Genomic DNA, 20,554 nt, shown 5'->3' on the forward strand with positions numbered 1-20,554 from the left:
AGATCAGGAAGAGTCCCCGCGAGTGCCACCGACACTTGCGCCACGGCAACCACAAAGCGCCACAGGCCACCCGAGTTCGACGATGATCGACAAGCCGTCGGTGGTATGACCTGGGCCAGGCGGGGGTACCGCTGGAGAATGCCGCTGACCCGCACCCTCGACGATTCGACCGTGGTGATCACCGGCGCGTCCAGCGGGATCGGCACGGCGACCGCGTACGCCCTGGCCCGCCGGGGTGCCGCCGTCGTGCTGGCCGCCCGCAGCGAGCCGGCCCTACGACAGGTCGCGCAGCGCTGCCGGGAGTTGGGCGGCCAGGCGCTGGTCGTACCGACCGATGTGACCGATCTGGAGTCGGTGCAGCGACTGGCCGAGCGGGCGGCGGCCGAGTTCGGCCGGATCGACGCCTGGGTGAACAACGCCGCGGTGAGCGCGGTGGGCCTGTTCGACGAGATCCCGGTCGCCGAGTTCCGCCGGGTGCTGGAGGTCAATCTGCTCGGAGCGGTGCACGGCATCAAGGCTGCCCTGCCCCACCTGGGGGCGGCCGGCGGCGGTGTGCTGGTCAACAACGCGTCGGTGCTGGCCGAGGTGGCCATGCCGTACCAGTCGGCGTACAACGCCAGCAAGCACGGCATCCGAGGGCTCGCCGACACGGTCCGGCAGGAGCTGCGGGTCACCGGCCGCGGTCAGATCTCGGTCTGCACCGTGCTGCCGGCCACCATCGACACCCCGTTCTTCCGGCACACGGCCAACCACACGGGCCGGGAACTGCTGCCACCACCTCCGATCTACCCGCCGGAGGTCGTCGCCGAGACCATCGTCCGGCTGCTGCGCCGGCCCCGCCGGGAGGCGTACGCCGGTGGCGCGGCCCGGCTGATCGGCCTGCAGTGGCGGCTGGCGCCCGCGTTGGTGGAACGCACCCTCGGCTGGTACCTCCAGCGGACCCAGTTCGGTCCGGGCGCTCGGGTGGACAGCAGCGGCAACGTGTTCGACGCCGACGCCGAGGCCCGCCGGGACGGCGGCTGGCACGGTCGACGGCGTCAGTTGGTGCGGATGACCGCCGCGTTCGGTCTCGCCGCAGCCGGCACCGCCGTCGGCACGATGGCGGCGATCAGCCGTCGGTCCCGGATGGTCCGCTGATGACCGGCTTCGACCGCCCGAATGCGCGAACGGTGACCGGCGCGCACAATGAGCCGATCATGTCGAACTGTCTCGTGGAAATCGACGAGTCGTCGGCGGTGGTCCGGTTGACCGGTGTGCTCGACGCCGCCGGAGCCGAGGCGGTACGCGGCGCGCTGCTCGCCAGACTCGCGGACCGGCCGGGCCCGGTGGTGGCCGACGTGACCGGGCTGCGCATCGTCGATGAGGTCGGCCGGGGCATCTTCGCCGAGGTTCGCCGGGAGGTGGCCGACTGGCCCGCCGCGGATCTGCTGCTGTGTGACCCGGCGGTCGACGGGCCCGCCCACCCGGACCCCGCTCTCGCTGGCGTGCCCGCCTTTCCGACGCTCGACGGCGCGCTGGCCGCGGTCGCTGCGACGCCGCTGGCGGCGGTGCTCACCGCCGACCTGGCCCCGACGGTGGGAGCCGCTCGGCAGGCCCGCGAGCTGGTCACCACCGGCTGCCAACGCTGGGGCATGCCGATGCTGGTCGACCCGGCCTGCATCGCGCTCACCGAGATGGTGAACAACGTGGTGGCGCACGCCCGCACCCCGATGACCGTACGGCTCGCTCCACAGGACAGCACCCTGCACCTGGCGGTCCGCGACCACTCCTCGCGTCTGCCGACGTTCGCCGGGCTGTCCCCGCCGAACCGGGCCGGCGGCCGCGGCCTGCTGCTGATCGACACGGTGGCCCGCCGCTGGGGCAGCAGCGCAATACCGGACGGCAAGGTCGTCTGGTGCGTCCTGCACCCGGACGACGAGGTCGCCCACCTCGGCTGACGGGGCGTTTCGCCACCGGTGCCGGTTTCGCCACCGCACAGCCTGCGGTGCTCCGGTTATGGCGGGAGGGCAGCGGGTAGTGATCAGACATGCGCGACAACGAGTACCCGACCCCCGTGTCCGACACCGAGGCGCAAGGCCTGCCCGACACCGCCGATGACGACTCGACCGCCAACGACGACGTCCTCACCGGGCGCGAGGCGGACGGCCCGGACCCGGCCCAACTGCCCGGCGACCGTACGCCGGTGGCGGTGGACCGGTTCGGGACGACCGCCGAGGAGCAGCTCGACGGTGAGTCGTTGGACTACAAGCTCGACCGCGAGGTCTACGAGCGCCCGGCCGACGACCCGCTGGCCGGGACGATCGACCCGAAGATCGCCTTCGAGGCGGACAATCTGGAAGCCGCGGCGGAGGCCCAGCTGGACGCCGACGTGATGGACCCGGGGCCCACCTCGGACCCGAACTCACCGGTCTCCCTCTACGACCACGGTCAGCTCGGCACTGTGGCCGACGCCACCGTCGGCCGGCTGGTGGAGCCGGACGAGGGGGCGCACACGGACCAGGAGACCGACTCGGTGGCGTACGACGCCGGTTCGGCTGGCGGCGGGGCGACCGCCGAGGAGTTGGCCATCCACGAGACGGAGCCGCCGCGCTCGGTCTGACCGGGGTCAGTCGTCCAGGCCGCGTTCGATGGCGTACCGGGTCAGCTCGACCCGGTTGTGCAGTTGCAGCTTGCCCAGGGTGTTCTGCACGTGGTTCTGCACCGTGCGGTGCGACAGCCCGAGCCGCTGCGCGATCTGCTTGTACGACAGTCCTCTCGCCACCTGCCGCAGCACCTCCGTCTCCCGCTCGGTGAGCCGGGGCGCTGCGGACTGCGCGCCGCCGGCAGGGTCGGTCGGCTGCCCCGGCCGGGCGGCCAGCCGGCGGTACTCGCCGAGGACGAGCCCGGCCAGGCCGGGGGTGAAGACCGCCTCGCCGGCCGCGGTGCGGCGGACCGCGTCGAGGAACTCGGCGGGCGCTGTGGACTTCACCAGGTAACCGGTGGCCCCTGCCTTGACGGCGTCCAGCACGCTCTGCTGTTCGCCGCTGGCGCTGAGCATCAGCACCCGTACGTCGGGCAGCGCCGCGCGCAGACCCAGGATCACCTCGACGCCGGAGATGTCCGGTAGTTGCAGGTCGAGGACGACCACGTCGGGCCGGGCGGCGGCGGCCACCCGGACGGCCTGTCGCCCCTCGCCGCTGGTCGCCACCACCAGGAAGCCCGCCTCCGTGAGGTCGCGGGCCACCCCCTCCCGCCACATCGGATGGTCGTCGACCACCATCACCCGGGTCGGGTTCACCGCTGTGCCCTCGGCACGGTCAGCTCGATCTCGGTGCCGGCATCGGGGGCGGACACGATCCGAACCGTCCCGCCGACGTCGGCCACCCGACCCCGGATCGACTGGCTCACGCCGAGCCGGCCCTGTGCGGCAGCCTCGGTCAACCGGCCGTCCGGGATGCCCGGACCCTCGTCGCGGATCGACACGGTCACCGTCGCCCCCTCATCCTCGATCAACACCCAGGCCCGCCCGCTGGCGTGCCGCCCCACGTTGTCCAGGGCCGCGCCGGTCGCGGCGGCCAACTCCCCGGCCACCCGCCGAGGCAGCGGCACCGGGGTGGCCGGGGCGGAGAGCACCACCGCCGCCGAGGCGTACCGGCCGAGGAGGGTCCGCAGGTCCACCGCCGCGGCCTCGGTGCCGTCGGGGAGCACGGCAGCGCTCGCCGGGCTGGTGCCGGCGATCAGTGCCCGCAGCGCGGCCTCCTGCTCGCCGGCCAACCGGGCCAGCTCGCCGGCTTCACCGGGCAGGTCGGCGCCTCGCCGCTGCACCATCGCCAGCACCTGGAGCACCGAGTCGTGGATGCCCCGGGCCAGCCGCTCCCGCTCCCGGGTGGCGGCCTCCAACTCCACCGCGCGTTGCAGCCGTTCCTCGGCGCTCGCCGCGAGCCGGGCCACGTGCCCGACCACCACCCCGGCGAGCAGCATGAGGATGACCCCGGTGAACGAGGACTGGCCGATCCGCTCCCGGGTGGTCAGGTCCGCGCCGGCGACCAGCAGCGCGGCGATCGTGCCCCGCCGCCGACCGCCGGAGACGGCCCAGGCCAGCACCGGGCCGGCCATCCAGGCGACCCCCATGGTGGGTACGCCGGTGGCGAGCGCCGCCCGACCGACCACCCACGGGGTGGCCAGCACGACGGTCAGCACCACCCCGAGGTCGGCCAGCAGCAGTGGCCAGCGCCGCCAGGCCGGCCGGGCGTACCCGACCGCGGTCGCCGCGGTCCAGGCCGCCATCACCAGGATCAGGGCGCCGACGGCGTACGGGTGGTCGTACCGGTCGGCGTCGCGCACCGCGAGCACGCAGACGTACGCCAGGGACGCCAGCCGGAACACCGCCAGCGCACGCCACAGCGGCACCTCGAATCCACCCGGCGGCGACGGCATGGCGGTCAGGATGCCACAACCCGTCCACCGCGCGGCGAGCAGCGAGTGCGGTTCGGGAAACCCTGACGTACGGTGGAAAAGCCGCGAAATACTCCGAGATCCGCCGCCGGGACGGGCCCATGACGAACGCAGATCCGCACGCACCGCGTACGGTTGTGCCCATCGAACCTGCCCTCCTGATCGCCGAGGCCTTCGACCAGGCCCAGGTGACCGAGATTCGACACTCGGTCACCTCATGCGCGCATGCCTGCGGACTCACCGGCCAACGGCTGGACGACTTCGTGCTCGCGATCAACGAGCTGATCACCAATGCGGTCCGGCACGGCGGCGGGCGTGGATGGCTGCGCCTCTGGCACGAGTCCAGCTTGCTGGTCTGCGAGGTGGCCGACCACGGGCACGGGATCAGCCCGCAGCGACTGGGCGACCGCAGTCGGCCGGCCCCGGACACCGCCGGTGGCTGGGGCCTCTGGCTGGCCCGCGAGCTGACCGACGCCATGGAGGTCGTCACCAGCTCCTCCGGCACCACCGTCCGGATCACCGCCGGCCTCATCAGCCACGGCCGCACCACGCGCTGATCCGCCGCAGCCGCTCCCCGCGGCTGCAGTCTGCGGCTGCGGGGACGGCTTGCGGCTGCGGCTTGCGGCCGGGGCTTGCGGCTCAGGCGAACAGCGCCGAGACGGACTCCCCGTTGTGGATCCGGCGCATCGCCTCGGACAGGGCGGGCGCCACCGACAGGACCTGCAACTTCGGCACCCGCTTGGAGTCCGCGATGGGCACCGTGTTGGTGCAGACGATCTCCAGGACGCCGTCCTGGTCACTGAGCCGCTGGAGGGCGTCGCCGGAGAAGAGGCCGTGCGTGCAGGCCAGCCGGATCGACCGGACCTTCAGGCCCCGCAGATGCTCCATCAACTCGACAACCGTGCTGCCCTTGGCGATCTCGTCGTCCAGCACGATGACGTCCCGGTCGGTCACCTCGCCGATCACCGCGCTGATCTTGACCAGGTCGTCACTGAACCGCTGCTTCGCACCGGCCGCGACCGGCGTGCCGAGCAACCGGGCGAAGGCCGCCGCCTCCTTGGCGTTGCCGAGGTCGGGTGAGACCACCACGGTGTTGCTCAGGTCGTAGCGCCGGAAGTGGGTGGCCAGCTCCCGCAGCGCGTGCAGGTGATCCACCGGGACGCTGAAGAAGCCGTGCACCTGCGGCGAGTGCAGGGTCATCGCGAGCACCCGGTCCGCGCCGGCCGACACGAGCAGATCGGCGACGAGCCGGGCGCCGATCGAGATCCGCGGGGCGTCCTTCTTGTCAGAGCGGGCGTACGCGTAGTGCGGCAGCACCACAGTGATCCGGCCGGCCGAGGCGCCCCGCGCCGCGTCGATCATCAGCAGCAGCTCGACCAGATTCTCCTGCACGGGTGGCACCAGCGGCTGGATCAGGAAGACGTCCCGCTCCCGGCAGTTGGCCTGCAACTGCACTTCCAGACAGTCGTTCGCGAATCGGGAGACCCGCACCGGATGCAGCGGCACCCCGAGGTGGGCACAGATCTCGGCGGCCAGGTCGGGATGGGCAGTTCCACTGAAAACGGCGATGTCGCGCACGTTCGCACATCGTAGGCGACCCGGACGGCAGCCTTCGGCGGCGGGCCGCAACCGGCCGTGACGCCTGTCGCACCGAACGCCGGTCCGGGTACGGTGCTGCGGTGACCCCCCAGTACGTCGCCGCCATCGACCAGGGCACCACCTCCTCGCGGTGCATCGTCTTCGACTTCGCCGGGGACATCGTCGCCGTGGCCCAGCGCGAACACCGGCAGATCTTCCCCCAACCAGGCTGGGTGGAACACGACGCCGAGGAGATCTGGGACAACGTCCAGCAGGTGGTCTCCGAGGCGCTGCGGGCCGCCGGCACCGACCCGGCCGGCCTGGCCGCCGTCGGCATCACCAACCAGCGGGAGACCACAGTCGTCTGGGACCGGGCCACCGGTCGCCCGGTGGCCAACGCCATCGTCTGGCAGGACACCCGGACCGGGCCGCTGCTGCGGGAGCTGGCCTCGGCGTACGGCGAGGAGCGGTTCCGGGCCCGCACCGGCCTGCCGTTGGCCACCTACTTCGCCGGCCCGAAGCTGCGCTGGCTGCTGGACGAGGTCGACGGCCTGCGCGAGCGCGCGGAGCGCGGCGAGGTGCTCTTCGGCACCATGGACAGCTGGCTGATCTGGAAGCTGACCGGCGAGCACGTCACCGACGTGACCAACGCCAGCCGGACCATGCTCATGGACCTCACCACCCTCGACTGGGCCCCGGACCTGCTGGACGCGATGGGCGTCCCGGCGGCGATGCTGCCGGAGATCCGCTGCTCCGCCGAGGTGTACGGCACCGCCACCGGAGTGCTCGCCGGGGTGCCGGTGGCCAGCGCTCTCGGAGACCAGCAGGCCGCCCTGTTCGGGCAGACCTGCTTCCAGCCGGGCGAGGGGAAGTGCACCTACGGCACCGGGAGCTTCCTGCTGCTCAACACCGGCGCCACCCCGGTCCCGTCCACGCACGGCCTGCTCACCACGGTCGCCTACCAGATCAAGGGCCAACCGCCGGCGTACGCCCTGGAGGGCGCGATCGCGGTCACCGGCTCGCTGGTGCAGTGGCTGCGCGACAACCTCGGGCTGATCTCCACGGCCGCGGAGGTGGAGGAGTTGGCCCGCACCGTGGACGACAACGGCGGCTGCTACGTGGTGCCGGCGTTCTCCGGGCTGTTCGCCCCGCACTGGCGCACCGACGCCCGTGGGGTGATCGCCGGTCTGACCGGTTACATCACCAAGGGGCACCTGGCGCGGGCCGCGCTGGAGGCGTCGGCCTGGCAGACCCGCGAGGTGGTCGACGCGATGGACGCCGACTCCGACGTGGCACTACGCCGGCTCCGGGTGGACGGCGGGATGACCGCCAACGGCCTGCTCATGCAGTTCCTCGCCGACGTGCTCGACGTGCCGGTGGTCCGGTCCCGGATCACCGAGACCACCTGTCTGGGGGCCGCGTACGCGGCCGGCCTGGCGGTCGGCTTCTGGCCGGATCTGGCCACCCTGCGGGCGAAGTGGCGCTCCGACGCCCAGTGGGAGCCCACCATTACCCCGGAGCTGCGCGACCGGGAGCTGCACAACTGGCGCAAGGCCGTGCAGCGCACCCTCGACTGGGTGGAGTGACCGCCGACTCGGCGGTCACTCCCAGCGGTTGCCGGTGAGCTTCTCGTACACCTCGACGTAGCGGGCGCGGGTCGCCTCGACGACCTCGTCGGGCACGTCCGGCGCGGGCGCCTGCTTGTTCCAGCCGCTGCCGGTGGCCCAGTCCCGCACGTACTGCTTGTCGTAGGAGAACTGCACCCGGCCCGGCTGGTACGACTCGGCGGGCCAGAACCGCGACGAGTCGGAGGTGAGCAGTTCGTCGGCGAGGACCAGGGTGCCGTCCGGTGCCCAACCCAGCTCGAGCTTGGTGTCGGCGATCAGGATGCCCCGGTCGGCGGCCAGCTCGGCGCCGCGCCGGTAGACGTCGATGGTGATCTGCCGCAGTCGCTCGGCGGTGGCCTCACCCACCTTGTCCACCACGTCGTCGTACGTGATCGGCTCGTCGTGCTCGCCCATCGGCGCCTTGCTCGACGGTGTGAAGATCGGCTCGGGCAGGATTGACGCCTCGCCGAGCCCTCGGGGCAGGGTTATGCCGGACACCGCGCCGGTCTGCTCGTACTCCCGCAGGCCGCCGCCGGTGAGGTAACCCCGGGCCACGCACTCGACCGGGACCATGTCCAGCCGCTGGCAGCGGATCGCCCGCCCGGCGAACTCGGCGGGCACGTCGGTTGCCGAGATGACGTGGTTCGGCACCAGGTCGGCGAGCTGCTCGAACCACCAGAGCGAGAGCGCGGTGAGCAGGCGACCCTTGTCCGGGATCGGCGTCGGCAGCGCCACGTCGTAGATCGAGATGCGGTCCGAGGCGACCAGGATCAGGTCATCGCCGTCGGCGTAGACGTCCCGAACCTTGCCCGAGTGCAGAAGTTCCACGCGCCCTAGTACACCATGCGACATCGGAAGGCCTGATTCGACCACCCTCGCCGGGGGTGACCGGACGGACGTTGACACCTTCGTGCACTGCCTGCGTGAATGGTCCGACCGCCGCCCTCGCAGGTCCAGGAGACCCCCGTGCCCGTTGTTCGACCCCCGTTCGACCGCCTCGGCGCCGACCCGGGCCGGCGCCGACTGCTGACCGCGTTGGTCGGCGCACCTCTGCTCGCCTCCGGTGGGCTGGCCGGGTGCAGCGACGACGCCGCCACCTCGACCCAGGACGGGCCGGTCGAGCTGTCGGTCTTCTGGTGGGGCGGCCCCAGGCGGGCGACGCTCACCGAGAAGGTCCTGCGGCTCTACTCGGAGCGCAACCCCCGGGTCACCTTCCGGGTCACCTGGCAGGGCGCCGACGGCTACTACGAGCGCCTGGCCACCCAGGCGGCCGGCGGCAACGTACCGGACCTGGTCCAGATCGACGACGCCATGCTGACCGAGTACGCCCAACGCCAGATCATCCTCGACCTCACCGACCGGGTCGCCGACCACCGTCTGGATCTGCGGGGCCTGCCGGAGGGGCTGATCCGCTACGGCACGGTGGAGGGGCGGACGATGGCGGTGGCCGGCGGGCAGACCCACGCGGGTGTGGTCTTCAACCGGGAGTTGTTGCGGGAGCTACAGGTGCCGGAACCGCGCGCCGGCATGAGCTGGGCCGAGTACATCTCCTGGGCGGAGCAGGTCACCGAGGCCAGCGACGGCCAGGTGGCCGGCACCATGGACGGATCCGGTGACTACCGGGCGCTCTGGCTCTGGTTGCGGTCACAGGGCGGCGAACTCTACCGGGGTAAGCAGCTCGGTTTCGGCGTGGAACAGCTGATCGCCTGGTTCGAGCTGTGGCAGCGGGCCCGCAGGGCGCGGGCCACCCCGGGTGCTGCGCTGGTCGAGCAGGCCGACAGCGGCGAGCCGTCCCGGCAACTGGTGGTGACCGGGTTGACCGCCGCGTCGTTCGCGTGGTCCCACCAACTGCCCGAATTGCAGCGGCTCACCGGGGCCGAGCTGGGCATGGTCGGCTTGCCGGGGCCGACCGGTGCGCAGTGGGCGCGCGCCTCGATGTTCTGGGCAGCGTTCCGGGGCACCCGCCACCCGGACACCGTCACCGACGTGATCAATTTCCTGACCACGAATGGCGAGGCCGGCACCGTCCTCGGCCACGAACGCGGCCTGAACGCCAGTCTCGCCGTCCGCCGCTACGCCGAGGGCAGCATCACCGATCCGGCCCAGCAGCGGGCCGCGGCGTTCGGAGAGGCCATCGCGGACCAGCTCGGGCCGGCCCCGGCGCCACCCCCGAAGGGGCACGCGAAGGTGCGGACCCTGCTGGTCGCCACCGCGGAGAGCATCCGCGTCAAGCGGGCCGGCACCCGGGCGGCCACCTCACGTTTCATCGCCCAGGCCAACGCCGCCCTGGCGGCGTGACGACCGGAGGTCGGCCCACGGCCCGCCGCCGTGGACCGACCTGACCGGCTGCCGGGTCAGCGCGGCGGGCCGCCGCGACGGTTGCGCATCAGACGCAGCACGAGGAACACGATGATCGCGACCACCACCAGGCAGCAGAGCAGCGGAAGGATCCCGAAGCCGCTGCGGCCCCGACGCCGGGCGGCTTCCACCACCAGCTCGCCGGTGCCCGTGGACGCCCAGGCCGCGACGGGCACGAAGACCGCCAGAACGGCCCCACCGAGGACCGCGCTGAGTCGGCCCCACCACTTACCGAATGAAGACATGTGCCCATCCTCGCCGAAGGACGCAACCCCGGCACGTCGGTCCGCGCCGAATCACGGAACCGAGATCTTTCCGGAGTGCCCTGGAGCGCGAAATGTTCCGGCAACGCCGGCAAAGATGACGATCTTTACAGGGATCGTCCAAGGTGGTCGGATTCCATCCATGGTCAACCCTACGGTGCTCGGATCTCTCGCACCCGAAGATCTGCGGCAGCACCGCCGCCGCGAGGGGCCGGTGCCTGCGAGGTGCCGGCCCCTGCGGGGGTCTCGTCCCCCCGCGGAGGCGCCAAACGAGTCCGGCCCCCACATTGTGGGGGCCGGACTCATGTCATTTCCATTTGTAGCGGGGACAGGATTTGAACCTGCGACCTCTGGGTTATGAGCCCAGCGAGCTACCGAGCTGCTCCACCCCGCGTCGACTGGTTAAGACTAACCCATGCGTCCCGGCGATGATCAGCGGGGGTCACCAACCGCTGCGGCCGACACCGCAGAATGTCGAAAGCCCGCCCCCGGCGAACCGGGGACGGGCTTTCTGTCGTAGCGGGGACAGGATTTGAACCTGCGACCTCTGGGTTATGAGCCCAGCGAGCTACCGAGCTGCTCCACCCCGCGTCGGCTCGCTAACCGTAGCGCACCACCCCCGGGCCCCGCAAAACGACATCCGAATCCGCCGGATCGCGAGCCGGCCACCGCGGTCAGCCGAGCCAGACCTTCACGGCGGCGACCGCCCGTGCACTGTCCGCGTCGACCTGCGCCCGTTGGCTGTAGGTGTTCTCCCAGCCCTGCTCCCAGAGGATGGTCACCACGTCGCCGACCCGGATCGCCCGGATCAGCCGCACGTCCTCCACACCCGTCGGGTCGCCGTTGACGTCCTGATCCGGGCGGCGCATCTCGAACAGCACCGACTCGTCGCCATAGCGGGTGTCGGTGAGCAGACGCTGCCTGCTCAGCACCGGTGCGCTGTCACCTGGCCGTTCCTGCTGCGGGCAGTCGCGCACCGCGCGCCGCAGCTCGTCCAGCAGGTCGTCGGCGCGCCCGGCCCGGTAGATCGTGATGGAGTGCGTGTACGTGCCGTCCGGGACGTGCCCCGCACCGGGATTCTGCGGCAGCTTGTAGACCACGTTCCGGGCCCGACGCTGCACGATCGCCCCCTCACTCGAAAAGCGGGCGCCGCACAGGTTCGGCAGCACCTCAAGGTCCCGGAATTCCGGCGCAATGCCGATCTGGTTGGCCGCCGCGAGCCGGAAGAACGCCCGATCCGGGATGCTGGTCGGCGTCGTGGGCTGCGCCGCACCGGTGACACCGGGAGACGTCGCCGTCGTACCCGGGGAGCGTCCCGGCGGGGTCGGCGAGGCGGGCGGTGATGCCGGACCGCCGGTCACGCTCGGCGACGGCGACGCGGATGACGGCGCCGGCGGCGTGGGCGTGCCGGCCGGCGAGGGTACGGTCGCCGACTGCGGAGCGACCACCTGGGTCCCGACAGCCACGCCCACGACCACCAGGGCCACGGCAAGGGTGCTCCCGGCGGCACGCAGCCTGGCCCGACGGTCCGCCTGGTGCCGCAGCACCTCGGGGACGCCCAGATCGCGAGCGTCGGCGTCGGCGGCGAGGGACCGGTACATCTCAGACAGTTCACGCGACATCGGTGGCCTCCAGTTCCACGACGGCCAGATCGGGCAGCAACGCGGCGAGTCGGGCCCGGCCGCGGGAAAGCCACGACTTCACAGTGCCGACCGGCACGTCGACCTCTCGGGCGATCTCCTCGACGGGCATGTCGAACAGGTAGTGCAGCGCCAACACCCGCCGGTGGGTTGCCGGCACCTGACGCAGGGCCTGGACCAGCAGCACGCTGTCCTCGTTGGGCGGAGGGACCGGCTGTGGAGGCCCGGCCAGCCGCAGCGCGCCACGCAGGCCGCCCAGCCGCCGCCAGCGGTCGGTCGCCAGGCGGGACACCACCAGCCGCAGCCACGCCTCCGGCGCCGGATGCGCCGACAACCTCCCCCACTGCCGCCAGGCCCGGGCGTACGCCTCCTGCACCAGGTCCTGCGCCTCGTTGTGGTCGCCGGTGACCGCACAGCCGTACCGCACCATCCGCCGCGCCGTGCTGCGGTAGAAGTCATCAAAGCTCTGCGCGTCCCTCACGACTGCTCCCCCTCATCCCACCCCGTTGCAAATGAGGACGGCGGACCGATGCCGCAGGTTGCGGTCCGACCGAACCTGTCGGTGAGGTGACAAACGGGCACACCACCGGACACGGCGGAGCCCCCGCCGTCCGGACCGGTGCGGTCCGGACGGCGGGGGCTCCGAGACGTGCTTCCCGCTGTGGTGGATCAGCCGCCGGGGCTCGGCGACGGGCCACCACTGGCAGTGCCGGCGGCCTGCTGCGCCTGCTGGAACGCGGTGAGCGCCTCGTCCAAGGCCTTCAGCGCACGCCCGTACCGCTCGAAGTCGCCGGACGTCTGCGCGGCCCGGACCTCGGTGATCGCGGTCTGCACCCGGTCCGCCGCGACGGCCAGGTCGCCGGTCGGCGGCGGGATGCTGGCGCTCGGCGTCGGTGCCGGCGTGGCGGTCCCGCTGGGCGTCGGCGTCGGCGTCGGGGTCGTGGGGTTGCCCCCGGTGGTCGGAGGCGGCGACGTGCCCTGCCCGGCCTTCTTACCCTGCTCGACCAGTTGCTTGATGCCGTCGTTGATGTTGTCGGCCAGCGCCACGAAGGAGCCACCGTCACCGTAGGAGAGCAGCACCTTCTGCAACAGCGGGTACGCGTCCTGCTGGTTGCTCTTCACATAGACCGGCTCGACGTAGAGCATGCCGTCGGCGAAGGGCAACGACAGCAGGTTGCCGTACTGCACCTGGGCCTGGTTGCTGGAGAGCAGGTTGAGCTGCTGACGGATGTTCGCGTTGTTGGTCATCTGCTGGTGCACCTGCACCGGGCCCGAGATCCGGGTCTGGTCCGGCAACTCCAGCACCTCCAGGCGGGGCTTCCCCTCGACGTACGACCCGGAGATCAGGGCGGCGAGGTTCTGCCGGCCGTTCGGGGTGACCGCCGAGGTGAGCTGGAACCGCGGGCTCTCCTGCCCCGGGAACTGGGTGAACAGGTAGTACGGAGGCTGCTTCTGGCCGCTGTCCGGGGCGTCCGGCACGTTGGGCACCTGCCAGAAGTCCTGAGCCGAGTAAAAGTCACCCGGGTTGGTCACGTGGAACTTGGTGAGCAGGTTGCGCTGCACCTTGAACATGTCCGCCGGGTAGCGCAGGTGCTCGGTCAGCTCGACCGGGATCTCCGCCTTCGGCAGCACCAGGTCACCACCGAACGCCTTGTTCCATGCCTTGAGCACCGGGTCGGTGTCGTCGTACTCGTAGAGCTTCACGGTGCCGTCGTACGCGTCGACAGTGGCCTTCACCGAGTTGCGCATGTAGTTGACGTCCTCCCGGGCCAGCTGGAAGGTGCCCCGGTTGGTCAACTCGTCGGTGGTCTCGGTCTGGAGGTTGACCTTCTCCGCGTACGGGTAGGTGGCCGCCGTGGTGTAGCCGTCGACGATCCACTGCACCCGGCCGTCGACAACCGCCGGGTACGGGTCGCCGTCCAGCGTGAGGAACGGCGCGACCTTCTCCACCCGGTCACGCGGGTTACGCACGTAGAGCAGCTTGGAGTCCTTGTTGACCGCCTCGGACAGCAGGAAGTTCGACTCCTGCTCCTTGATGGCGTACAGCAGCCGCCGGGTGAAGGAGCCGATCTCCACGCCGCCCTCACCGGTGTAGGTATAGGACTCGCCGCCACCCTCACCGACCGGCCGGTCGAACTCGGCCTTCTTGTTCGGGTCGGACTGCCCGACGATCGCGTAGTCGTCGGCCGCCATCCGCTCGCCGTAGTAGATCCGCGGCTGCTTGGCCGGGATCTGCTCGGTCTGCGAGGAGCACGCCTCCTGGGTCTTCTCGCCAAGGAAGCCGGAGACGAAGAACGGCTGCCCACCGCAGACCACCTGGTTCGCCGGGGCGGCCACCAGCCCGTACCCGTGGGTGTAGACGGTGTGCCGGTTGATCCAGGTGTTCTGCTGGTCGGTCAGCTCGCCGTAGTTGATCTCCCGGACGCCGACCACGTAGTCGGAGACCTTCCCGTTCACCCCGTACCGGTCGATGTCCAGCTTGGGGCCGAAGTCGTAGAAGCCACGCACCTGCTGGAGCTGGGTGTACGTCTCGCTGACCAGCTGCGGGTCGAGCAGACGCACGTTCGACACCACCGAGGTGTCGGTGGCCAGGTTCGCCGGTGGGGTGAGGTTGTTCGCCGCGTACGGGGTCGTCTCGGTGGCCCCCAGCCCGAACGCCGCTCGCGTCGCGTCGATGCTGCGCTGGATGTACGGCGCTTCCTTGTCCTTGGCGCTCGGCTTGACCTCGAAGGTCTGCACGGCCCAGGGGTAGATGCCGCCGATGGCCACCGCGGACACGCCGAGCAGCGCCAGCGAGATCCCCGGCCAGACCAGGTTCCGCATCCAGGCGTTGGAGAACACGATGATCGCGATCGCCACCACGATCGAGATGTAGGCCAGGATCTCCTTCGCCGGCAGCAGCGCGTTGACGTCGGCGTAGCCGGCGCCGTACAACTTGGCGCCCTCGTTGTACTCCAGCAGCATCGCCCGCCGGTCCAGCACGTACGCGACGGCCTTCAACAGCACGAAGACCGCTACCAGGCTGCTCAGGTGCGCGCGGGCCGCGTTGCTCATCCGGTCCCCGACGCCCTGCAGGCGGACGCCGCCGAAGAGGTAGTGCACCGCCAGCGCGCCGATCACCGCCAGCACCACCGCGGTGAAGGCGACGCCGAGCAGGTAACGCCAGAACGGCAGCTGGAAGACGTAGAAGCCGATGTCCACCCCGAACTCCGGGTCCTTGATCCCGAAGTCTCCGCCGTTGCGGAAGAGCAGCCACTGGTTCCACCGGTTCTGCGCGGAGAGGCCGGCGAAGAGCCCGACCACCGCGGCGGTCAGCGCGATCCAGGTGCCCAGCCGCGGGCTGAGCGCCATCCGGTAGCGCTCCAGCGTCGCCTGCTCCACCGAGTGCGGACGCAGCCGCGGGCGCAACCGGTAGGCCAGCCACAGGTTGCCACCGACGATCACCGCCATGCCGAGACCGACGGCGAGGAAGAGCACCAGCCGGGTGAGCAGGACACCGGTGAAGACCTCGGTGTAGCGCACCTCGTCGAACCAGAGCCAGTCGGTCCACGCCTGGACACCCCACCCGAGCAGGGTGAAGAGCACGAACACCCCGACCAGGACAGCGATGGTGACGCGCCCGCGCCGGCTCATCCTCGGAAGGGGGCTGCTGCTACGCATTACCACTGTTGGCTCCGCACGCTCGATGTGATCGGCTCCGACCAGGCACCCAGAGTACGGGGTGTTCCTGAGCGTGTCGGGGCACGGTCACACCGGTCAGCAACGCGTCGGCTGACCACCCGCGCGCAACGCCTCCAGAGCGGTCATCGCCTCGTCCAACGAACCCACCCGCAGCAGGGGCAGACCCGGCTGCGGATTGCGGACCGCCTCGGCGCAGTTGTCCGCCGGCACCAGGAACACCTTCGCCCCGGCGCGCTTGGCGCCGACCAACTTCTGGGCGATCCCGCCGATCGGGCCGACGGTGCCCTCGTCGTCAATGGTGCCGGTGCCGGCGATGATCTGACCGCCGGTGAGATCGGCCGGGGTCAGTTTGTCCACGATGCCCAGGGCGAACATCAGACCGGCGCTCGGCCCACCGATGTCCTCCAGGTCGATGCCGAGGGTGAACGGGTGCGGCTGCTGCTGGTCGATCTCGACACCGATCCGCGGCCGACCGTCCTGCTCCCGGCTGGTCACGGCCACCGTGGCGGGCACGCCGTCCCGGGTGTAGCCGATGGTCAACGCCGTACCGGCCGGCTTGGCCCGGACCAGCTCGGTGACCTTCGCGGCCACCGGCACCGGCTGACCGTCGACGGAGGTGATCACGTCGCCCGCCTTCAACTCCCCGGCGGCCGGCCCGTCACCGGACACCGTCTTGATCACCACCTGCACCGGAAAGCCCAGCTCCCGCAGCGCGGCGGTCTCCGCGCTGGTCTGGGACGCCTTGAAGTCCTCGGCGTTGCGCTGCTCGACCTGCTCCGTCGACTCCCCCGGCGGGTAGACCAGCTCGCGTGGCACCACCGCCTCGTCGTCGGAGAACCAGCCCGCGATCGCCCCGCGCAACCGCACCGTGGGCTGCACACCCACCGTGGTCAACCGCAGCTGACCGGCGGAGGTCGAGGTCTCCCGCCCGGTGACCTGGATGACCTCCTTGCCGTCGGCCGTACCCAGGGTGTTGACCGTCGGGCCCGGACCCAGCACCACGTACGGGATCGGAACCCGGAGCACCCCGATGCTCAGCAGGGCGGTGAACAGGGCACCGAGCAGGACCGTCAGGCCACGACGTCTCATGCCGCAGAGCGTACCGACCGACCGGACGCCTCCTGCCGGATGCGCACGCGACTTCGCCCTCAGCGCAACGCCAGCGGCGGCGACCTGGGGCGCGGTCCGCGTACCGTAGACGTCGTGCCTGATATTCCGTTCGGTTTCGCGCTCCCGGGTGGTCAACCACCAGACCCCAACGATCCCGCGCAGATGCAGCAGTTCATGTCGCAGTTGCAGCACCTGCTCTCCGCGCCGGGCAGCGGGCCGGTCAACTGGGACCTGGCCCGGCAGGTAGCAGCCAGCCAGCTCGCGGCCGCCGGCGACCCGGCGGTGTCACCGTATGAGCGCAACGCGGTCGAGGAGGCGCTGCGCCTGGCCGATCTGTGGTTGGAGCCCGCCTCGGCGTGGCCGTCCGGCATCCAGTCCCCGGTCGCCTGGAACCGCAATGAGTGGATCTTCAAGACGCTGGACGTGTGGCGCAAGCTCTGCGACCCGGTGGCCAGCCGGATGGTCGGCGCGATGGGCGACCTGGTGCCACCGGAGGCCCGCGCCCAACTCGGTCCGATGCAGTCGATGGTGGCCTCCCTCGGCGGCGCGCTCTTCGGCGGTCAGCTGGGTCAGGCCCTCGGTTCGCTCGCTGCGGAGGTGCTCTCCGCCGGCGACATCGGGCTGCCGCTCGGCCCGGCCGGCACGGCCGCGCTGATCCCGGCCAACATCCGGGCGTACGGCGAGGGCCTGGAGCTTCCCGAGGACGAGGTCCGCCTGTACGTGGCGCTGCGTGAGGCCGCCCACCAGCGGCTGTTCCAGCACGTCCCGTGGCTGCGCGGTCACGTGCTCAGCGCGGTCGAGATGTACGCCTCAGGCATCCGGGTCAACCGGGAGGCGATCGAGGAGGCGATGGGCCGGGTCGACCCGACCGACCCGGAGTCGATGCAGGCGATCGCCCTGGAGGGCATCTTCACCCCGGAGGACACTCCGGCGCAGAAGGCCTCACTGGCCCGACTGGAGACCGCACTCGCCCTGGTCGAGGGCTGGGTCTGCCACGTCGTGGACAGCGCCGCCAGCGACCGGCTGCCCAACGTCGTCCGGCTCGGTGAGGCGTTCCGCCGTCGCCGTGCCGCCGGTGGCCCCGCCGAGCAGACCTTCGCCGCACTCGTCGGCCTGGAGCTGCGCCCACGGCGCCTTCGCGAGGCCGCGGCACTCTGGGCCGCGCTCACCCAGCACCGCGGCATCGAAGGCCGCGACGCCGTGTGGGGCCACCCGGACCTGCTCCCGTCGGACGACGACTTCGCCGACCCGGTCGCCTTCGCGATGAACGACATGGACCTCAGCGAGCTGGACAGCTTCGACTTCACCGCCCCCGGTGGGGTGGAGGAGAAGTCCCCGGGCCAGCCCGACGAGACCGACGGCGAGGACGACACCAAGTCCTGAAACCTGGGTCGTGACGCCTGGGCCTGGGCCGCGACGCCGGGGCCTGGGCCCGTCACCCTGGGGTGGTGGCGCCTGGGCCTGCGACGCCTGGGCCCGTGGCCCTGGTGCCATGACGCCTGGGCCGTGGCCCTGGTGCATGACGCCTGGGCCCGGCGAAGCTGGGCTCGTCATGCCTGGGCCGGCGAAGCTGGGCTCGTCATGCCTGGGCCCGGCGAAGCTGGGCTCGTGATGCTTGAAACCGAGTTTCCGCACTGTTCGACGGCGGGCGCCCGGCCGTGCAGCTGGCCCTGGCTGGGCAGCAGGTGACGGCCCTCGGTCGGGAAGCGTGCCGGTCAGGCGGGTCGGCCCGAGCCGGAGAGCAGGGCGCGGGTCGCCTCCCAACCCTCGAAGGCCGGGTCCAGCGTGGCCAGGTCGGCCGGGCCGCGCAGTCGCCGCCAGCCGGCGGTGACCGCCACGTCCCCCGGTCGAGGGGCACCGGAACGAACGTCCGTCGGCGTTGCCGTGTCCAGGTGCAGCGGAGGTAGCCAGCCCGGCACGGGCAGCCGCACAGCCACCCCGAGCAGGCCCGGACCGCCGCCGTCGACCGGAGCCACCGCGACGGGTCGGGTGGTGAGCGGGCGCAGCAGCTTGCCGACAGTCAGCGCGGGCAGGTCCGGCACGTCCCCGACCAGCACCGCCGCCTGGTCGTAGCCCTCCAGCGCGGCGAACACGGCGTTCGGAGTCGGCTCGGCCACCTCGTAGACCGCGGTGCCGGGCCAGACCAGCGCGTCGGCGAGGGCTCGGTCGGCCGGGGTGACCGCGACGGCGATCTCCACCTCGTTGAGCGTGGCGAGCAGGTCGATGACATCTTCCGCGAGAGCCGCTCGCCATTCGGCCCGGTCGACGCCCGGCGGCGACCAGGGAACCGGCCCGAGCAACGCCACTACCACCCGTCGTGCCACCCCCCGACCCTAGCGCCCACCCCGACCACCCGCTCGCCTGCGTGGACCGGGCACACCGGGCATGATCGACTCGGATTCATTGAAACCGCGGTGTCCGGAGGGCATCGATAGCCCGGTTTCCAGGAAGGCGAGTCGATCATGCCGGCGCGCGGGGCGCGGGGCGCGGGACGGGGCGCGGGGCGCGGGGCGGGACGGCGCCCGGGGCGGCGGGGCTTTCCGAGGGCTCGGCGTGCGGCAGCCCTGAGACTCGGGGTCTGTGGATCAGGTGGGGAGCGGTGCGCAGGAGGCAGCGGCTACGCCTTCGAGGTAGCCGCGGGCGCGTTCCGCCTTCGGGTAGCGGCCGACCAACGCCCAGAACCGGGCGTTGTGGCTGGGCACGATGAGGTGCGCCAGCTCGTGCAACAGCACGTAGTCGATCACCCAGTCGGGCATTTCCTGAACTCGGTGCGAGATCCGGATGCTGCGGTCGGCAGGGGTGCAGGAGCCCCACCGGCCGTTCTGGTTGGTGACCCATCGGACGCTGGCCGGCAGTGCCTTCGTGGGGTACTCGGCCAGGTAGAGGTCGATGAGCCGGGTGGCCCGGGCCAGCAGCTCGGCGTCGGAGCGGGCCAGGCGCCCCTCCCGGGCGGCGAGCCGGGCGAGCATGCGGTCGACCCACTCGCTCTCCTCGGCTCGGGAGAACTGGTCCGGGATGAGAACGACGACCCGCTCGCCGTCACGGTACGCGGACACCGTGCGTCGTCGGCGCTGGCTGCGCCGCACCTCGACGACCGGCTTGCGCGTCCCCGCCATCACTGGCCCGCGCAGCCTCGGCTACGTGTCACGAAGGAAAGCTAATGCGTACTGACCAGGGGTCCGCAAGGGTCAACCGCGCGACACGCGCCCGGAAAATGGTGATTGGTCGCCAGGCGTCCGGAAAATTTCTTGACGACGGCCCCGCCGCGCCATCTCGTCACCCTTCGTGAACGCCGATGGCGGTGTCACACGACGCCTCTCCACCGTAGGTGATCACCGGCGCGGAGGCCGCGCGGGGGGCACTCGCACGGGTGGCTGTGAGGGTTTGGTCGGCGTGTCCCCGCCAAACTGACTTATCCGACCTATTTCGCCATGCACACTCTCGACGTCGACTTGCTCACAGTGTCGATGCACAGCTGACATGGAACTGCCCAGACCTGGGTAGGGTCCGCGAACCAGCGGTCACGAAGGTGGCCGCGGAGTGAGACCCAGCGCCGGCGCCCCGTGTGGCCCGCCGCCGGGCACCCCGCCGGGACGGCATTGACCGGCGGACGAGACGAGGAGGGCACCGTGGCCGACCAGGCCCAGACGACCTACAACGGTTACTGCGTCAAGTGCAAGGAGAAGCGGGACTTCGAGGGACACGTCGAGGTCTCGAAGACCGGAATGAACATGGCCAAGGGCAAGTGTCCGGTTTGCGGGACAACAGTGAACCGCATCCTGGGCAAGGCCAAGGTCTGACCGTACGGGTGACGGGGGCGGGGTGGCCGGTGGCCACCCCGCCCCGTTGCCGTTTCGGGCGGTCGGCGGGACGTTGACCGCCT

General features: G+C 71.4%; 19 protein-coding genes and 2 tRNA genes. 8 read left to right on the plus strand and 13 right to left on the minus strand.

Annotation, left to right across the window (positions count from 1 at the left end; genetic code table 11):
- The first annotated feature begins 138 nt into the window (after positions 1–138).
- The 3 genes from HNR22_RS14595 (at position 139) to HNR22_RS14605 (ending at position 2,599) form a co-directional block, all read left to right on the plus strand.
- The gene (locus HNR22_RS14595) at positions 139–1,137 is read left to right on the plus strand and encodes an SDR family oxidoreductase (RefSeq protein WP_179780845.1); all 999 of its coding nucleotides are present in this window, start codon (positions 139–141) and stop codon (positions 1,135–1,137) included.
- Positions 1,137–1,937 (plus strand): ATP-binding protein, encoded by an 801-nt coding sequence (locus HNR22_RS14600; RefSeq protein WP_179780846.1) that lies wholly within the window; start codon positions 1,137–1,139, stop codon positions 1,935–1,937. Before HNR22_RS14595 ends, HNR22_RS14600 begins: the two co-directional genes overlap by 1 nt.
- Positions 1,938–2,026: 89 nt before the next feature.
- Positions 2,027–2,599, plus strand: coding sequence for a DUF5709 domain-containing protein (locus HNR22_RS14605; RefSeq protein ID WP_099848385.1), 573 nt, complete (start codon positions 2,027–2,029; stop codon positions 2,597–2,599).
- 6 nt (positions 2,600–2,605) lie between these two features.
- On the opposite strand, the gene HNR22_RS14610 is transcribed toward HNR22_RS14605, so the two are convergent.
- Positions 2,606–3,259 (minus strand): response regulator, encoded by a 654-nt coding sequence (locus tag HNR22_RS14610; RefSeq protein WP_088951996.1) that lies wholly within the window; start codon positions 3,257–3,259, stop codon positions 2,606–2,608.
- A 14-nt stretch (positions 3,260–3,273) separates the two neighbouring features.
- Entirely contained in the window at positions 3,274–4,416 is a 1,143-nt protein-coding gene (macS, locus tag HNR22_RS14615) for a MacS family sensor histidine kinase (RefSeq protein WP_179780847.1), read from the minus strand.
- Between the two features lie 119 nt (positions 4,417–4,535).
- Here macS and HNR22_RS14620 point away from each other — a divergent pair, with 119 nt between their 5' ends.
- Positions 4,536–4,991, plus strand: a complete 456-nt coding sequence (locus HNR22_RS14620) for an ATP-binding protein (protein WP_179780848.1) — start codon at positions 4,536–4,538, stop codon at positions 4,989–4,991.
- Positions 4,992–5,073: 82 nt separating this feature from the next.
- Here HNR22_RS14620 and HNR22_RS14625 read toward each other — a convergent pair whose 3' ends face one another.
- Positions 5,074–6,012, minus strand: coding sequence for a ribose-phosphate diphosphokinase (locus HNR22_RS14625; protein ID WP_179780849.1), 939 nt, complete (start codon positions 6,010–6,012; stop codon positions 5,074–5,076).
- A 101-nt stretch (positions 6,013–6,113) separates the two neighbouring features.
- Here HNR22_RS14625 and glpK point away from each other — a divergent pair, with 101 nt between their 5' ends.
- Entirely contained in the window at positions 6,114–7,598 is a 1,485-nt protein-coding gene (gene glpK, locus HNR22_RS14630; protein WP_179780850.1) for a glycerol kinase GlpK, read from the plus strand.
- Positions 7,599–7,613: 15 nt separating this feature from the next.
- On the opposite strand, the gene HNR22_RS14635 is transcribed toward glpK, so the two are convergent.
- A complete protein-coding gene (locus HNR22_RS14635; protein WP_099848396.1) occupies positions 7,614–8,447 on the minus strand; it encodes a phosphoribosylaminoimidazolesuccinocarboxamide synthase in 834 nt (277 codons plus the stop codon).
- Positions 8,448–8,585: 138 nt separating this feature from the next.
- On the opposite strand from HNR22_RS14635, the gene HNR22_RS14640 reads away from it, so the two are divergent.
- Entirely contained in the window at positions 8,586–9,917 is a 1,332-nt protein-coding gene (locus tag HNR22_RS14640) for an ABC transporter substrate-binding protein (protein ID WP_343059819.1), read from the plus strand.
- A 56-nt stretch (positions 9,918–9,973) separates the two neighbouring features.
- Here HNR22_RS14640 and HNR22_RS14645 read toward each other — a convergent pair whose 3' ends face one another.
- From HNR22_RS14645 to HNR22_RS14675, 7 genes are all read right to left on the minus strand, one after another.
- A complete protein-coding gene (locus tag HNR22_RS14645; RefSeq protein WP_179780852.1) occupies positions 9,974–10,222 on the minus strand; it encodes a hypothetical protein in 249 nt (82 codons plus the stop codon).
- 338 nt (positions 10,223–10,560) lie between these two features.
- A tRNA-Met gene (locus tag HNR22_RS14650) sits at positions 10,561–10,634 on the minus strand.
- A 123-nt stretch (positions 10,635–10,757) separates the two neighbouring features.
- Positions 10,758–10,831, minus strand: a tRNA-Met gene (locus HNR22_RS14655).
- A gap of 83 nt (positions 10,832–10,914) precedes the next feature.
- Entirely contained in the window at positions 10,915–11,862 is a 948-nt protein-coding gene (locus HNR22_RS14660) for a hypothetical protein (RefSeq protein ID WP_179780853.1), read from the minus strand.
- A complete protein-coding gene (locus tag HNR22_RS14665; RefSeq protein ID WP_179780854.1) occupies positions 11,852–12,361 on the minus strand; it encodes a SigE family RNA polymerase sigma factor in 510 nt (169 codons plus the stop codon). The genes HNR22_RS14660 and HNR22_RS14665 overlap by 11 nt, the downstream gene beginning before the upstream one ends.
- A gap of 188 nt (positions 12,362–12,549) precedes the next feature.
- Positions 12,550–15,540: a UPF0182 family membrane protein gene (locus tag HNR22_RS14670; protein ID WP_179780855.1), complete on the minus strand. Its 2,991-nt coding sequence runs from the start codon at positions 15,538–15,540 to the stop codon at positions 12,550–12,552.
- Positions 15,541–15,636: 96 nt separating this feature from the next.
- Positions 15,637–16,650 (minus strand): YlbL family protein, encoded by a 1,014-nt coding sequence (locus tag HNR22_RS14675; protein WP_179780856.1) that lies wholly within the window; start codon positions 16,648–16,650, stop codon positions 15,637–15,639.
- A gap of 114 nt (positions 16,651–16,764) precedes the next feature.
- Between HNR22_RS14675 and HNR22_RS14680 the strand changes: the two genes are divergently transcribed.
- A complete protein-coding gene (locus HNR22_RS14680) occupies positions 16,765–18,054 on the plus strand; it encodes a zinc-dependent metalloprotease (RefSeq protein ID WP_179780857.1) in 1,290 nt (429 codons plus the stop codon).
- Between the two features lie 332 nt (positions 18,055–18,386).
- Here the strand turns inward: HNR22_RS14680 and HNR22_RS14685 are convergent, their stop codons facing one another.
- On the minus strand, positions 18,387–18,995 hold the full coding sequence (locus HNR22_RS14685) for a glycosyltransferase family protein (RefSeq protein ID WP_179780858.1): 609 nt from the start codon (positions 18,993–18,995) through the stop codon (positions 18,387–18,389).
- A 261-nt stretch (positions 18,996–19,256) separates the two neighbouring features.
- A complete protein-coding gene (locus HNR22_RS14690; protein WP_179780859.1) occupies positions 19,257–19,787 on the minus strand; it encodes a M48 metallopeptidase family protein in 531 nt (176 codons plus the stop codon).
- Positions 19,788–20,300: 513 nt separating this feature from the next.
- On the opposite strand from HNR22_RS14690, the gene HNR22_RS14695 reads away from it, so the two are divergent.
- The gene (locus HNR22_RS14695) at positions 20,301–20,471 is read left to right on the plus strand and encodes a DUF5679 domain-containing protein (RefSeq protein WP_167457767.1); all 171 of its coding nucleotides are present in this window, start codon (positions 20,301–20,303) and stop codon (positions 20,469–20,471) included.
- Positions 20,472–20,554 lie beyond the last annotated feature (83 nt).

Origin of the sequence: Micromonospora jinlongensis (assembly GCF_013410645.1) — a bacterium.
Lineage (GTDB): Bacteria > Actinomycetota > Actinomycetes > Mycobacteriales > Micromonosporaceae > Micromonospora > Micromonospora zamorensis.